This is a genomic window from Flavobacterium sp. LS1P28 (assembly GCF_003970335.1).
Classification (GTDB): Bacteria; Bacteroidota; Bacteroidia; order Flavobacteriales; family Flavobacteriaceae; genus Flavobacterium.
Genome location: NZ_RYDI01000014.1, coordinates 86,443 through 101,533, shown reverse-complemented (window position 1 = coordinate 101,533; position 15,091 = coordinate 86,443). Strand labels below are relative to the sequence as shown.

The window sequence follows — 15,091 nt, the reverse complement described above, 5'->3', positions numbered from 1 at the left end:
TTTGCGGACTTGTTTCATAGGCTAAAATTAAGATTATTTCTTAACTTAATGTGATGGCTAAGTTAGCATGTCCAGAAGCTAGCTACCGAAGTAGCGCGTATAACCCGACGCTATAAAGAAAAGGGGCTAATAACGATTTTGTTGATAAGCCCCTTTTTTTTATAGGGTCACGCCCAAAGAATGATAATGGAATTAATTGTGTTCTTTTTGAACGAGTTTTTGCAGCCAGATACAACCTACCATTGCTAAAATACCTAAACTTCCCATGACAAACCAGTTAGCTTGGTAGCCAAAAGCGGCTATGATTTCTAGTCCTGTCTTAGAACTCGCAATGTGTGCTAAGCTGAAACTCATAGTAAACAAAGCCATGTAGCGGCCTTCATGCCCTTTTGGAGCTCGGCTTAGCGCAAATGAATTGGAGAAAGGGAAGATGAACATTTCACCAAAAGTGATAAAAAGAATACTAACAATTAGTATTCCAGCCCACATATTGATGAGTAAAACATAAAAACTCAATGACATTAGCAGTGCGCCCCAAAGAATAATTTTGAGTATACTGATGCCTTTTCTTTGAGTGAAACTTACAATTGGCATTTCCAGAAAGAAAATTAACAGTCCGTTTAAAGACAATAAAAGTCCACTTTGAAACTCGGTTAATCCAAATTTTTCATTATGATATAAAGGTAAAGTGGTGAAAAGTTGAAAGAAAAGCATGGCTGTTATGAAACAAACAAAAAGGAAGATCCAGAATATTCTGTCTTTGAAAACAGAGGCTGGTATCTCAGTTTCGATATTGGCGGAGGCTAAATCGATAGGTTTTTTGCGTTCTTTTACCAGTAGGGTGAAAATTAAAATAGATACAATACACGAACTTCCATCCACCCAGAATAATCCGCTGTAACCTAAATTCATAATGATTAAACCACCTAAAGCGGGTCCAGCTGTGAAGCCTAAATTTACCGCTAACCGAACTAAAGTCAGTGCTCTGGTACGATTTTCAGGTTTAGCATAAGTCGCCAAGGAGACAAACATGGCGGGACGAAACATATCAGCAACGGTCATTATGACAAACATTCCAGTGCACAATCCCCAGAAGGTCCGAATGTATTGTACAAAAAACAAAAGGATTCCGCTGGTGAATAAACTGAAAACCATGATTTTATAAAAGCCTATTTTATCGGATAATTTGCCACCAAGCCAAGATCCCAGCATAGAACCAAAACCAAAAGCAACCATAATCCATCCCACTTGTGCGTAGGATAAATTCAAATCTTCTTTTAAATACTTAGATAAAAAAGGCAAAACCATCGTACCGGCGCGATTTATAAAAGTGACGAGCGTTAGAATCCAAATTTCTCTGGTAAAGCCTTTGAAATTATTAATGTAGCGTTGAAAAGCAGTTTGAAACATGTATTTGTTATATTTTGCAAAGGTAGAAAACTTTGTACCGATGCGTCTTTGTGTCCTAGTAACTTTTAAACTATTTTTGCATAAAAATAAGAACATGAGAACGCTATTTACTTTATTTCTTTTGATTCAATTGAATTTAGGCTTTGGCCAATATAAATTTGACGTTTCGGCTGTAGCCAAATTTCAAAAGGAATTAAATTCAGAATATGCCGATGCAAAGACAAGTCCGTTGACTCCGAAAGATTTAGCGGAATTCAAAACACTTGATTTTTATCCTGCAAACGAAACTTTTTATGTGGTCGCTAAGTTAGTAAGAACAAAAAAAGAGAAGCCTTTTGAAATGAAAACGTCAACGGACAGGAAACCATTGTATGTAAAATATGGGGAGCTTTCTTTTACAATTGACGGTCGGGATTTGAAACTGAATGTGTACAAGAATATGGAGCTCTCAAAAAAAGAGGAATATAAAGACTATTTATTTTTACCGTTTTCAGATCTGACTTCAGGAAACGAAAGTTACATTGGCGGGAAATACATTGATTTGAAAATCCCAAAAGGAGATGCTATTGTGATTGACTTTAACACGTCATACAATCCGTATTGCGCGTATAATTTTACATATTCCTGTCCAATAGTACCATTGGAAAATGATTTGAATATCGAGATAAAAGCGGGAGTTAAAAAATTTCACGACTAATGGATTTCTTTAATCTACATACACATAAAGATACGAATCAACCCAATGTGTTGGAATTAGTGAATCAATATCCACAGGAATTTGATGCAACAATTCCGTATTATTCCATCGGGATTCATCCGTGGTTTATCGTTGAAGAACGAATAGAAGCTGACTTGGCAATTATCGAAAGTAAATTACAAGAAGCAAATTGTCTCGCTGTGGGCGAATGTGGGTTGGACAAACGCATCGAAGTTTCAATGGAATTGCAACAGTTGGTTTTCGAAAAGCAATTGCTTTTGGCGCAGCACTATCAAAAACCAGTGGTAATACACTGTGTCGCTGCTTTTCAGGAAGTGATTGCAATTACGAAAAAATTGAATATTTCAGTTCCAATGCTGATTCATGGGTTTTCCAAAAATGCCCAAGTCGCTAAACAATTAGTGAACAATGGATTTTATATTTCGTTTGGGAAATATTTATTGCTAAATCAGGACCTAGAAGCTGTTTTTAAAAGCGTTCCTGATAATCGATTTTTTTTGGAAACAGATACGGTGGATGAAGGGATTGAAGCAGTTTATGAATTGGCAGCAAAATACAGAGGAATTTCGCTGGAAGAAATACAGGAACTTGTGAATAGTAATTATAATGAAGTTTTTGATTTAAGAATTTTTCAAAAACATTAAACTTTAAACAAAAAACAATGGCAGAATGGACAGAGAGAGCCGAACTTTTATTCAAAAAAGAAGGTTTAGATAATTTAAAAAAGGCAAATATATTGGTTGTAGGATTGGGTGGTGTTGGTTCTTTTGCGGCCGAATTTTTGGTAAGAGCAGGAGTGGGAACGATGACTATTGTTGATGGTGACGTAGTTGATATTACCAATATAAACCGACAATTGCCTGCTTTACATTCAACTGTAGGACAACCAAAAATTACTGTTGTTGGGGATCGATTAATGGACATTAATCCAGAATTAAAATTGACGCGTGTACAGGAATTTCTTTCGCCAGAGCGTGCTTTCGAAATTGTATCGGAGGAATTTGATTATGTTTTGGATTGCATTGACAGTGTGACGCCAAAGCTGAATTTGATTATTGGAGCCAAACGAAAAAGAGTAAAAATCATCAGTAGTATGGGCGCAGGTGGGAAAATGGAAGCTTCAAAAGTGAAAGTGACTGATATTACCAATACCGTGAATTGTTATTTTGCCAAAACCATTCGAAGACGATTGAAAGAATTTAAAATTGATAAACTGAAAGTGGTTTTTTCGTCGGAAATTCAAGATGAAACGAGTTTAAAAATGACGGATGGATCCAATTTCAAAAAATCATTTTATGGAACCAATAGTTACATGCCTGGATTATTTGGTTTGTACGCTGCAGAAACCGTGATTCGCTATTTACTTAAGAAATAGTGGTTAGAATTCAGTTTTTTAATGTTCCGTTCTAAAAAATTAAGAAGTCTTAAAATCTATAAAGTCTAATAATTTAACAAAAATGATACAAACCGTAATTTTTGACATGGATGGTGTAATTGTCGATACTGAACCCGTACACCGTTATGCTTATTTCAAACAATTTGAGGAATTGAATATTCCTGTTACGGAGGAAATGTACACCTCATTTACAGGAAATTCTACTCGGAATATTTTTCAAAAATTGAAAAAGGTTTTTGAAATTGAACATGAAGTGGAAGATTTGATTCAAAGAAAACGAACTATTTTTAATGATGCGTTTGATAGTAAAGCAGATTTAGAATTACTGCAAGGTGTGGAACATCTTATTAAAGAATTACACCAAAACGGAATACAATTGATTTTGGCTTCTTCGGCATCCAAAGTGACTATTGAACGCGTGTTTAGCCGGTTTAAGTTACATGATTATTTTACACATGTGGTAAGTGGTGAAGATTTCCCTAAATCAAAACCACATCCGGCTATTTTTGAATATGCGGCAAGTTTATCAGTTGCACCAAAAGCAAATTGTATCGTTATTGAGGACAGTACAAATGGAATAAAAGCGGCCAAAGCTGCTGGGATTTTTTGTGTGGGCTACAACAGTATTCATTCTGAAGCACAAGATTTATCGGAAGCAGATGTAGTGATTAATCATTTTAACGAATTGGATTTTGAGGCAGTTAGGAATATTCAATCTAAATTAAGGAATAATTAACAGTACAAAGCCATTGAATTTGTAAATTTGGAAAACATTTAAAAATTATAATATGAAAAAAATAATCATTGCACTGGCTTTATTCATGGCCGGTTTCAGCGCTGAGGCTCAGTTAAAAACACCTCAATCAAGTCCGAAAATGACGCTTATGCAAACAGTTGGTTTGACTGATGTAGAAGTTAACTATTCAAGACCAAGTGCTAGAGGAAGATCCGTTTTTGGAAATTTAATTCCTTTTGGAAAAGTATGGAGAACTGGAGCTAATGAAAATACAACTGTTTCCTTTAGCGATGATGTGATTATTGATGGTAAAACATTGAAAAAAGGAAAATATTCATTGTATACTATTCCGAAAATAGAAAGCTGGGAGATACTATTTTATAAAACTACTGATAACTGGGGTAATCCAGAAGAGTGGAAAGAAGAAAATGTAGCGCTTAGAGCTACTGTTAAGCCTGAAACAGTGAATAAAAGTGTGGAAACATTTACTATTGGAATTAGTGGTTTAGACAATAATTTTGCTTTTTTAGAAATCTATTGGGAGAACTCCTATGCTGCTTTAAAATTTGAAGTGCCAACACAACAAAAAACAACGGCTAACATCGAGAAAGCATTAGCTGGACCAGCTAGTGCAGATTATTTTTCTGCTGCTCAATTTTTATTCCAATCGAATGGCGACAATGCAAAAGCATTGGTTTATGTAAACAAAGCGTTAGATATGTCTAAAGACAAACCCTTCTGGTACAATAGATTGAAGTCATTAATTCAAGCTAAACTTGAGGACAAAAAAGGAGCAATCGAAACGGCTAAGGCATCACTTGCAGCAGCTGAAATTGCTAAAAACCAAGATTACGTGAAAATGAATAAAGACAGTATTACAGAGTGGAGTAAAAACTAATTACTCTAACGTTTTTATATAAGAAGATCTCGTCTCCATTTAGAGACGGGATTTTTTTTTGAAATTTTGGACTGTGTAATTTATTAGATGTTTGCGTATATAGTATCCATGGGATTATCATTACTCACCAGTTCGCTCTTGCTCGTTTCTGCGGAAGAAGAGATTTTTATATAAGAACTTCTGAAGTAAAAAAAATAACCGCAGATTCACGGATTATCAATATAAAAATCTGTGAATCTGCGGTTATTTTTTTATTTAGGCTGTTATCTCTCTCTGTTTTCTAAAAATGGTCCATTGCAACAATAATGAAATTACAATTGTAAGCATTGCACCAATGAAATTCAGCCACAAATAACCCAGTTTTTCATCTCCGCTCGGGAAAATATAAATGGCGTAATAGTAGATGATAAAAATAGTAATCTGACTTACTACAGCGCTATAAAAAATGGCTTTAGATTGTACTTTATGGATGTAAAAACCAACTAAGAAAATTCCAAGGACTGTTCCATAAAATATGGATCCAATGATGTTTACCAGTTGAATTAAATTTTCAAAAAGCGTTCCAATACAAGCAAATAGTATGGCTATAACCCCCCACAATAAGGTAAAGAATTTTGTCGCATACAGGTAGTGTCGTTCCGATTTTTCTTCTTTTAGATTGCGTTTGTAAATATCAATTGCGGTGGTAGAGGCCAGTGCATTCAATCCCGAAGCGGTAGAGGACATAGCGGCCGAAATAATTACGGCCAGTAACAAACCAATAAGCCCTTTGGGTAAATAGTTGAGAATAAAGTGAAAAAACACATAATCTTTATCATTGGTCTCGCTATTACTATCAGCTTTCAGAATTATTTCTTTGGCACGATCTCTTAAATCTTTTTCTTTATTGGATAAAGTCACTAATTCTTTCCTAAGCGTTGGATTGTCATAATCCTGATTGAGCTGGTCGATGTACAAAAGATTAATTACTTTTTTGTCTTCGGATAAATCGTCTAATTTTTTCTCCAAAGCATTGTATTCGCTTTTGTAAGCTGATTTTTCAATCATGGCTTTATTATTTGGATTAAAATTTAACGGAACAGGATTGAATTGGAAAAAGACAAAAACCATAACTCCGGTCAGTAAAATAAAGAACTGCATAGGTACTTTTAAAAGCCCGTTCATGATTAGTCCCATCTGGCTTTCTCGAACGGATCGTCCGGATAAATAACGTCCTACCTGCGATTGATCGGTACCAAAATAAGCTAATGCCAAGAAAAAACCTCCTGTTATTCCGCTCCAAAAGGTATATTTTTCCTCTGGATCTAAAGAGAAATTAACAATATCCATTTTATCATTTGCCCCAGCAATATGCAACGCACTGGAGAAAGTCATATCATTAGGTAAATAATGCAAAATCAGAAAAAAAGTGATTAGCATTCCGGACATAATCACAAACATTTGCTGTTTTTGAGTTACATTCACTGCTTTGGTTCCACCCGAAAAAGTATAAATGATAACTAATACACCAATAATAATATTCATGTAAGTAAGATTCCAACCCAATAAAGCGGACAAAATAATTGCCGGAGCGTATATGGTCAATCCGGTTCCTAAACCTCTTTGGAACAAGAAAAGGATGGCAGCTAGGGAACGGGTCTTCAAATCAAATCTTTTTTCAAGGTATTCATAAGCTGTATACACTTTGTATTTGTGGTATAAAGGGATAAAGGTGACACAGATTACCACCATAGCAATTGGCAGTCCAAAATAGAATTGCACAAAACCCATACCGTCATGATAGGCTTGCCCCGGAGTAGAAAGAAACGTAATTGCACTGGCTTGTGTGGCCATAACAGAAAGACCTACAACATGCCAAGGTGTTTCATTACTCCCTAAAATAAAGTCTTCTACATTTTTACTGCCCTTGGTTTTCCAAGCCCCATAAATTACAATAAACAATAAAGTTACTATCAGTATAATCCAATCAAATAATTGCATAATTTAAGCGTATAATTTCATGATGAGACAAAAGATCAGGATGTATATTGCATTGGCTACAAGTACCCAAGTATAATTTTTCTTCCAGGTTTTTATTTTTTTTGTTTCCATTTTAAAGTGGGTTAGTTCTTGATTTTTTGAACAGGAATTTTTTCAGATGATTGTAGCGAAATGATATTAGAAATTAATTTATAGGCACCAGTAACGCCTTCAGGTAATTCTCTAAAAAAACTTAAGCCGGTATAAATATAGTGTCCTTTTCCGTAAGGAGCAATAAGTAATGCACCATTTTTAGGGCTTTCCCCTTTGTCATTTGAAGATAGGATAGGAGTAAAGGCTTTGTCGTACTCATTGGGGTAATACAATCCTTGTTCTTGTTTCCAGCCTTCAAAGTCTGTAGCTGTAATTTGGTTTGGAAAATTCAAAACAGGATGGTGTGGCGCTAAGAATCGGACTTCGGCATCTTCTTCGGTCACTCGGTCTCGGGAGAGTTTCAAGGGATAAGGTGCAATAGTATTGGTAACAAGATCTCCTGCAGTATTGTACTGAACGATCATTGTTTTTCCGGATTTTACAAAATCAAAAAGTATATTTTGTTTGTTTGCCAGTGCAGGCAAGATATTATAGGCACGAACACCTGTGATGACTACGTCGTACAATTCTAATTTTTCAGGAGTAATTTCTTCAGGTTTAAGTAGTGTTACGGCATATCCTAATTGCGTCAGGCTACTGGGAACTTCATCTCCGGCACCCATAATATATCCTATTTTTTCACCATTCGTTTTTAAATCTGTTTTGATGCATTTGGCTTCAGCCAATGTTAAAACTTGCTGTTTTGTGATGTGGTCATACTTAATGATAATTTGTTCTTTGTCAAATTGTTTATTGTCAATTATCGCCACGCTTTTGGCTACAGCTTCTTCGGATTTATTTGGTGCAGTTACCTCAAAATAAACAATTTGTTCCGTTCCCTTTTTTTCAATGTTAAAAGGAATCGATTTAGGAAAAACACCCCAGTTTTCAGGTAATTCAAGTTGTAAAATTCCTTTTACGGAGTCTTTTCCAGTTTTGATTTTTACGGCTACAGCTTTCTTTTTTGTGTCTTTAAAAAGCAATACTTTGTCTATAATTGAAGTAGTAACTTCGGGAACAATGTCCAGATAATTATATACTTCCCCTTTTACATCATCGTTGTATTTATACACTACGGTTCGTTCAAATGGAATTTCAATCTCATTGATTTTAATATTAAAAATCACTTTAACTTCCCGAATAATATCTGGAATCCCTATGTTTTGTTGTTGCTTTACTGCGTACATCCCAACTGTTCCTTTTTCTTTTAACCAATATGGTTGTGTGTAGTTAATTGATTCGGGTAATTTTAAATCTAAATTAATGGTGTTTAGTATGTTGTTTTTTAAATCCCGATTTTGAGGTGTAATATTTTGATTAGGTATAGCGGTCACACTCATTAATTGTATGGGTACGGAGCTTCTATTAATGGCTTCGAGTTTCAATTTAATAGTGCTTCCGGGAGTCGCTTCCTGATTTTGGGCAACGGCTTCAAGATACAAACCAGAACAGGCCGATATAATTTCTTTTATGGCTTCTGATTTCAGTGGCGACCACTGATTTTCGTCCAAAGCCTTCATCATAGCATAGGCTTTCGCCAAATCTGGAATGCTTGCCGAAGGATTATTATGGTCGAATTCAGCGGTAATAGTTGTCAATAATTCTCCGATTGATTTTCCCTCTTTTATTCGGTTCCAAGAAGTATCGATTCCTTCAAAAAGTGATTTCTTATCTTTTAAAGCATCTCCATTTATAAACTCTAAATATTCTGTTTCCTCCCCACGGGCTCCAGTGCTACCAAACCCTTGGGATTGATGGCGGCTCCGACTTAATGCGGCTATTTCCTGATTTGATTTTCCTAATCCAGCGTAATAAACTCCTGTTTGCAGCGCAATTAAATTCGTTTTATGGGCAGCATTAAATTTTTCGATACTTCCATAAAACCACCAAGACGTATTAAAAAACTGTCGTTTGGTTTGCCAAGGTGTTACAAATTGCAATTGCTCGGGAAAAATTGATGGGTTATTCGCTAAGTCAAAACTTTCTACGCTTAACATTGCTGATGCCGTGTGGTGTCCGTGAGTGGTTCCGGGCGAACGATGATCAAATCGGTTAATAATCACATCGGGTTGAAATTTCCTGATGGCCCAAATAACGTCAGCTAGTACTTGTTTTTTATCCCAAATTTCTAATGTTTCTGTTGGATTTTTAGAAAAACCAAAATCATTGGCACGGGAAAAAAACTGTTCTCCTCCATCAATTTTTCGGGCTTCAATAAGTTCTTGGGTTCTTATTACTCCTAATAATTCCCGCAATTGCGTGCCGATTAAGTTTTGTCCACCATCCCCGCGTGTCAAAGACAAATAGCCGGTTCTGGCCTTTTGTTCATTGGATAAATAAGAGATCAACTGGGTGTTTTCATCATCAGGATGTGCGGCTATATAAAGTACGGAACCTAGAAAATTAAGCTTTTGAATTTGATTATAAATTTCAACAGAATTTGGTTTTTGAGGTTCTTGTGCAATTGTTATTTGGCAACATAAGAGAAATATTAGAATAGCTGATGCGTGTTTTTTTTGCATTTTTTAAAATTTAATTGCAGTAACTTCAAATGTAGGAATTAAATAATTTCTTCTGAAATATTTTTGGTTTTCTTTAATAATTAAAAAGAGAGAGAACCAATTTTGGTTCTCTCTCTTTTTAAATTAAGGTGTGACTAATCTCGATCATGTCCTTTTCCCTTTCCATGTCCATGACCATTGCCGTTATTTCGGTTGTCATGTTTTTTATATTCTCTTCGGTCATCATTATCATATCTTCTATGATTATCATTCCCCCTTTGGTTTACATAAACGCGACGATTATTGTTGTGCCCAATATTTCTTTGTTCTCTTCCATGATAACCTCTATAATATTTTACTTTGTGATTCTTAAAATTACTATAAGGTCTTGAACCGTGATAATCGTTTAATACTACTTTATATCCATCATATAAATCATAGTTTCTATATTGATTTGGTAAATATCTGGAACGTATCCATCTTCCTCCACCAAAATAAATGAACTGTGTGGCTCTTACATCATAATAAGCTTCAACATCCGGTAAATAATAATATTCAGCTTCTGCGTATCCTATAGGTCCCCATGATGGAGCAGTACCTATGTTTAAATTTACTGAGACTTGTGCATGTATTGTGCTTGATGCAAAGAGTATAATTCCTACGATGATTAATTTTAATGTTCTCATTTTTTCAAATATTTAATTTGTAATAATTTTTTATAATAACTTGTTATTGCTATACTTTTGTGAAATTCCAACAACTGTGCCAAAACAAAAAAATTAACATTTAATTAAGGATTAATGTTCTAAAAAAAGAGCCTCATTGCTGAGACTCTTTTTATAAATTATTATGAAATCAGTATTAATGTTTTCCATTTCCATTATTTCCTTTTCCACCTTTATTGCCATTTCCTTTATTTCCATGTCCGTTATTCCCATTACTTTTGTACACTTTATTGTTATTACTGCGGTTAGAACCTATTGATTTTTGTGGTTTACCTTTGTATCCTTTGTAGTATTTTACTTTGTGTGTTTTAAAGTTACTGTATGGTCTTGAACCATGGTAATCGTTCAAGACTACTTTATAACCATTGTATAGATTATAATTTCTGTATTGATTAGGTAGATTTCTTGAACGAATCCAATTTCCTCCACCAAAATAAATGAATTGTGTGGCTCGTATATCATAATAAGCTTGAACATCCGGTAAATAATAATAATCTACAGCTGAATAACCAACTGGCCCCCATGCTGGTGGACTACCTATATTTACATTTACTGAAACCTGTGCTTGCATCGTATTTGCGGATGCAAATAGTATAATTCCTGCGATGATTAATTTTAATGTTTTCATTTTTCGAAATTTTAATTAGTAATTATTAGATAGTAATTTTAGTTACTATTTTATCTCGTTTTGAAGTAAAACCAACAATTATGCCAATATCAAATAATTAACATTTACTTTGTTATTTTACTTCATAAAAAAAGGAAACGATTATTCGTTTCCTTTTTCTACAGGTATAAATTTATTTACAATAAAAGTATCAATAAAAGGATAACGATTATAATTGCACCTACAGATAAGTATATACCATTTCCTGTAGATTTTAATTCTGCTTTGATAGCACGTACTTCTTTACGTAATTCTTTTTTTTCAACTGAAGTCAAAGACGATTTATCCATCGCTTTTATTTCATCAAGTCTATTAAGCAAAACTTTTACTTCTGCAGGCACTTCTTTAGGAGTATTTAAAATTACAGTTGGATTTTTTTCAGCGGCTAACATTTGTGTTGGAAGAACACTAATTGATAATACCATCATCATCAAATAAAAGGTGAATTTTTTCATTTTGTTTGGTTTTTAGTTAAAATTTTAACACAATAAAAGTAAACAATAAAACATAATTTTTTCTTATAAAATTAAGGTATTAAATTATATAATTCACACCCTTCATTGTGTACTGTATCGTAATTTTCTAAAAAAAGTGTCCTGTAGATAGTGTGTTCAATATAATCCCATACAAATTGAACTGTTTTCGAAGGATATTAGTATTATGCGAATATTTTTTTGGAATAATTTATATTTATAAAGCGTATTATTTGTAAAGCACGGTACGGGGTTTTGTCAGTTCGAAATCTTGAAAACCAAAATCAGTTGTTTCAATTGCATTTGTTTTGAAAATATTTTCGCCATTTCCAGGAATAGACGGATAGTAGGATAGCGAAATTTGAAAAGCACTAAATACCAGAAAATCATTGTTTATAATACATCCAATTCCAATTTTTGAATAGGCTTTACTTTGAGTCAATCCCTTATTAGGATTTCCTAGTACGGCAATGGAATAATTACAATAGGGATTGATTCTAAATCCCCAAAGATCCCATGGCGCATAGGCTTGGGTTTGTATGGTTAAGAGTGCTTTTTGGGTTCCATATTGAGCACTATTAAAGCCCCGAAGTCCATAATTTTCATTGATATTTAGCTGATCGCCAATAATATTGACACGGTTTGTACCAATAATTACCTGGGGCTTGATGAACTGTCTCCATTTCCATTTTCCCAGACTCATCAAGTTTGTGAAATAATTTGCCTGAAAAGAAAAAGCGGTTTGCTGCGTAATTGATTTTTCAAAAAAGGTACCTATCTCTACATTAGCACTTAAAAAGCCCCATTTATAATAATTTCCAAAAGCCGCTCGGGCAGCAAGATACAAACGCCCCAAATTGTTTTTATATTGATAGCCAGAAGTGATGCTGTAAATTTTGCCAATGGGGACATCTTCTATAATTCCATTTTTGAAAATATAGTTGTCTTGCACGAATTTACGTGAACTAATACCAATCCCGAAAAGAGCAAGTTTTTCACTAGAGTAGAAATCAGTGGCATCATAGAGGATAGTTGGGCTTTCCAGATATTTTATATTTAAAAAACGTCCTGCCAGAATCAGATTTGTGGTGCGCTGGTTTTCTGTTCTTCCTTTAAAAATAGAAAAGGCACGTCCAAGCCATAAATCCTGCGAATTGTATTTGAAATTTTGATAGGTAAATACGGAATTGACATCAGCAAGGGTGTCTTTTCTAAATTGCTGGTCTATGTATATTCCCCCTGCCCATTTTGTAAAAGCAGAGTAAAAGGGACGGTCTACATTGAGGCTTTTGCTGTAGTAATTGTCTAAATCTATCCGGTAATTCAGAGTTGTCTGAATGAAGGTATTCTGGACGTTAGGAACGCTATAGGACAATCCATACGCGCTTTTTCCGTCGCTGAATCTGTTTTTGAATTCATTTTTGAATTCATGGCCAGTGCCTAGAAAATTACGATCATTGAGTTCAAAATTAGTTCTTGAACTGGAAATGGATCCCTTGGGAATAATACTCCATGTATCTAAAACCCGAAAGGTGACATCTACTGAATCCGGGCTGTTCTGAATTAATTGTGGGGTTACGTCAACGCGACTGATGTATCTTTGAGCTCTAATCAATCGTTCTGATTCTTTTACTAATAAAGAATCGAAAGGTGTGTTTTTTGTTATTAACAGTACATTCTTAATAGCGAGTTTTTTTGTTTTGATATGAATTCGGTTTCCAGTTCGTTCGGCCCAGTTTTTAGGGGCTCTGGCGGTATCAATATCAGAATACCCAAAAGGGTCTAAAGTGATAATAGTAATATTTCTGATCGTTTTTCCTTCAAAAGTTTCGTATTTTTTGGGAATTACTTTTTTCTTTGTTTTTTTTATAGTTACGGGCCTGAAAACTAATTTATGAACAAGTGTTGTAAACTTATTTTTTTTAGAATAGGATTGAATTTTTTTGTAAACGCCAGCGGAATCTTTTTCTTTCTGGTTTACTTGTGAAAAAGAAATCTGGTGGCAACAGACGATCAAAAAGAATAAAATCAGCTTTTGCTTTTTAGTCATTATACAAAATTAATTTAAAAATTGAGAAAGAAAAAACCAGCAAAACATTGATAAACAATTGGTTTAAATAGACTCACTTGTTTTATTAAGGTCAGTTTCTGCTTTATTCTCTGTATTGTTTTCCGTTGTTGTCTCAGTAAAAACAGGAACTATAAGATCCGTTTTAATTATGGTTTTTTTAGAGGATGCATCTGAATCGAATAGCGGTAATTTGATACTATGCCAAGTATAGGTTTTGGGCAAATGATCTCCCATTAAATACCCCCAAGGTTCTAATGACTCAATTCGGTCAAAAATTACCTTAAGAACCGCAATTATGGGTAATGCTAAAAACATTCCGGCGATTCCTGCAATGGCTCCTCCAATAATGATTCCTATAATGGATATAAAAGCATTTATTTCTACTTTTGAACTTACTATTATTGGGACAAGGATATTATTATCTATTAATTGAACAAAGATGGTAACCACAATTATACCAATAATTATGGATAAATCCGGAGTACCAGTCAATGAGGCAATAATGCTTAAAATTCCGGCAAAAAGGATTCCTATATAAGGAATTAGATTTAGAATTCCAGTTACAACACCCAGCAAAACAGCATATTTCACGCCAATAATAATAAATCCTACAGTAGTCATTACCGATACTAAAATGGTCTCGATAATTAAACCTACAATATAACTGTTTATAGCAACTCTAATATTTGTTAAAATATTTTTTAATTGTTCATGATTCTCTTTTTTGAATAGTTTAGACAAAAACAATAAAAAATGAGTCCTGTATAAAAGAATCAAAAAAGTATAAATAGGGATTAAGGTCAAATTTAGTAGCGTATCCGTAAATGACAATAGCGTGGTACCAATGATTTCTTTCCCTTTTTCCATAGAATCTTCAGTAGCTGTATCCAGATATTGTTTTTGTTCCCAAGAACTTAAATTGAAATGTTCACTGAGAAACTGTTGAATGTTACTAATATGAATAGTTATGTTTCTTTCAATTTTATCAAAATCATCTGCAAAATCACTGATTTGAAAGGATAGAAATACAAAAAGGCCTAAAAAAAGCAATACAAAAAGCAGTACCGCCAGCATAACGGCTAACACATGGGGAAAGTAGAGTTTAGATTTTAAAAACTGAACGATGGGATATAACAATATCGCAAATAAAAAGGACATCATTATGGGAACTAATATATCCTGACCAATATAAAATATAAAAATAATAGCAATTAAGCTCAATAAAACGAGCGTAAGTTTTGCGTAAAATGGAAATTTTAAAAGGTCATTCATATCTTTTTATTTTTTTTTAAAGACAAAAACAATTCAATAGTAAATTATTTATTTCTAATTGACAAATATCCAGCATTTAAAAAAGTAAAACATTATATATTTTTCAGCAATA

13 protein-coding genes are annotated in these 15,091 nt (G+C 34.0%); 5 read left to right on the top strand and 8 right to left on the bottom strand.

The annotated features are described in order from the left end of the window. Window positions 1-192 precede the first annotated feature (192 nt). The gene (locus tag EKL97_RS11550) at window positions 193-1,410 is read right to left on the bottom strand and encodes an MDR family MFS transporter (protein ID WP_126568922.1); all 1,218 of its coding nucleotides are present in this window, start codon (window positions 1,408-1,410) and stop codon (window positions 193-195) included. A 94-nt stretch (window positions 1,411-1,504) separates the two neighbouring features. Here EKL97_RS11550 and EKL97_RS11545 point away from each other — a divergent pair, with 94 nt between their 5' ends. From EKL97_RS11545 to EKL97_RS11525, 5 genes are all read left to right on the top strand, one after another. Then, a complete protein-coding gene (locus EKL97_RS11545) occupies window positions 1,505-2,107 on the top strand; it encodes a DUF1684 domain-containing protein (RefSeq protein ID WP_126553387.1) in 603 nt (200 codons plus the stop codon). Then, a complete protein-coding gene (locus EKL97_RS11540) occupies window positions 2,107-2,772 on the top strand; it encodes a TatD family hydrolase (RefSeq protein WP_126568921.1) in 666 nt (221 codons plus the stop codon). The genes EKL97_RS11545 and EKL97_RS11540 overlap by 1 nt, the downstream gene beginning before the upstream one ends. 17 nt (window positions 2,773-2,789) lie before the next feature. Then, window positions 2,790-3,503 carry a ThiF family adenylyltransferase gene (locus EKL97_RS11535; protein WP_126451503.1) on the top strand — a complete coding sequence of 238 codons (714 nt, stop codon included), beginning with the start codon at window positions 2,790-2,792 and terminating at the stop codon, window positions 3,501-3,503. An 82-nt stretch (window positions 3,504-3,585) separates the two neighbouring features. Next, a complete protein-coding gene (locus tag EKL97_RS11530) occupies window positions 3,586-4,260 on the top strand; it encodes an HAD family hydrolase (RefSeq protein ID WP_126568920.1) in 675 nt (224 codons plus the stop codon). A 52-nt stretch (window positions 4,261-4,312) separates the two neighbouring features. Further along, window positions 4,313-5,158 (top strand): DUF2911 domain-containing protein, encoded by an 846-nt coding sequence (locus EKL97_RS11525; RefSeq protein ID WP_126561532.1) that lies wholly within the window; start codon window positions 4,313-4,315, stop codon window positions 5,156-5,158. Window positions 5,159-5,413: 255 nt separating this feature from the next. On the opposite strand, the gene EKL97_RS11520 is transcribed toward EKL97_RS11525, so the two are convergent. The 7 genes from EKL97_RS11520 to EKL97_RS11490 all read right to left on the bottom strand — a co-directional run bounded on the left by EKL97_RS11520 (window position 5,414) and on the right by EKL97_RS11490 (window position 14,979). After that, window positions 5,414-7,138, bottom strand: a complete 1,725-nt coding sequence (locus EKL97_RS11520; protein WP_126568919.1) for a sodium:solute symporter — start codon at window positions 7,136-7,138, stop codon at window positions 5,414-5,416. Window positions 7,139-7,260: 122 nt separating this feature from the next. Then, entirely contained in the window at window positions 7,261-9,792 is a 2,532-nt protein-coding gene (locus EKL97_RS11515; protein WP_126568918.1) for a PIG-L family deacetylase, read from the bottom strand. A 134-nt stretch (window positions 9,793-9,926) separates the two neighbouring features. After that, window positions 9,927-10,457, bottom strand: a complete 531-nt coding sequence (locus EKL97_RS11510) for a hypothetical protein (RefSeq protein ID WP_126563708.1) — start codon at window positions 10,455-10,457, stop codon at window positions 9,927-9,929. Between the two features lie 175 nt (window positions 10,458-10,632). Then, on the bottom strand, window positions 10,633-11,124 hold the full coding sequence (locus tag EKL97_RS11505) for a hypothetical protein (protein ID WP_126568917.1): 492 nt from the start codon (window positions 11,122-11,124) through the stop codon (window positions 10,633-10,635). Between the two features lie 176 nt (window positions 11,125-11,300). Further along, the gene (locus EKL97_RS11500; RefSeq protein WP_126459372.1) at window positions 11,301-11,618 is read right to left on the bottom strand and encodes a hypothetical protein; all 318 of its coding nucleotides are present in this window, start codon (window positions 11,616-11,618) and stop codon (window positions 11,301-11,303) included. Window positions 11,619-11,865: 247 nt separating this feature from the next. After that, entirely contained in the window at window positions 11,866-13,686 is a 1,821-nt protein-coding gene (locus EKL97_RS11495; protein WP_126568916.1) for a hypothetical protein, read from the bottom strand. A 63-nt stretch (window positions 13,687-13,749) separates the two neighbouring features. Continuing rightward, the gene (locus EKL97_RS11490) at window positions 13,750-14,979 is read right to left on the bottom strand and encodes an AI-2E family transporter (RefSeq protein WP_126553378.1); all 1,230 of its coding nucleotides are present in this window, start codon (window positions 14,977-14,979) and stop codon (window positions 13,750-13,752) included. Window positions 14,980-15,091: the final 112 nt, after the last annotated feature.

Coding starts and splice junctions, on each gene's coding strand:
- EKL97_RS11490 (WP_126553378.1), bottom strand. CDS start 14,979: ATGAATGACCTTTTAAAATTTCCATTTTACGCAAAACTTACGCTCGTT.
- EKL97_RS11520 (WP_126568919.1), bottom strand. CDS start 7,138: ATGCAATTATTTGATTGGATTATACTGATAGTAACTTTATTGTTTATT.
- EKL97_RS11545 (WP_126553387.1), top strand. CDS start 1,505: ATGAGAACGCTATTTACTTTATTTCTTTTGATTCAATTGAATTTAGGC.
- EKL97_RS11550 (WP_126568922.1), bottom strand. CDS start 1,410: ATGTTTCAAACTGCTTTTCAACGCTACATTAATAATTTCAAAGGCTTT.
- EKL97_RS11530 (WP_126568920.1), top strand. CDS start 3,586: ATGATACAAACCGTAATTTTTGACATGGATGGTGTAATTGTCGATACT.
- EKL97_RS11495 (WP_126568916.1), bottom strand. CDS start 13,686: ATGACTAAAAAGCAAAAGCTGATTTTATTCTTTTTGATCGTCTGTTGC.
- EKL97_RS11540 (WP_126568921.1), top strand. CDS start 2,107: ATGGATTTCTTTAATCTACATACACATAAAGATACGAATCAACCCAAT.
- EKL97_RS11515 (WP_126568918.1), bottom strand. CDS start 9,792: ATGCAAAAAAAACACGCATCAGCTATTCTAATATTTCTCTTATGTTGC.
- EKL97_RS11510 (WP_126563708.1), bottom strand. CDS start 10,457: ATGAGAACATTAAAATTAATCATCGTAGGAATTATACTCTTTGCATCA.
- EKL97_RS11525 (WP_126561532.1), top strand. CDS start 4,313: ATGAAAAAAATAATCATTGCACTGGCTTTATTCATGGCCGGTTTCAGC.
- EKL97_RS11505 (WP_126568917.1), bottom strand. CDS start 11,124: ATGAAAACATTAAAATTAATCATCGCAGGAATTATACTATTTGCATCC.
- EKL97_RS11535 (WP_126451503.1), top strand. CDS start 2,790: ATGGCAGAATGGACAGAGAGAGCCGAACTTTTATTCAAAAAAGAAGGT.
- EKL97_RS11500 (WP_126459372.1), bottom strand. CDS start 11,618: ATGAAAAAATTCACCTTTTATTTGATGATGATGGTATTATCAATTAGT.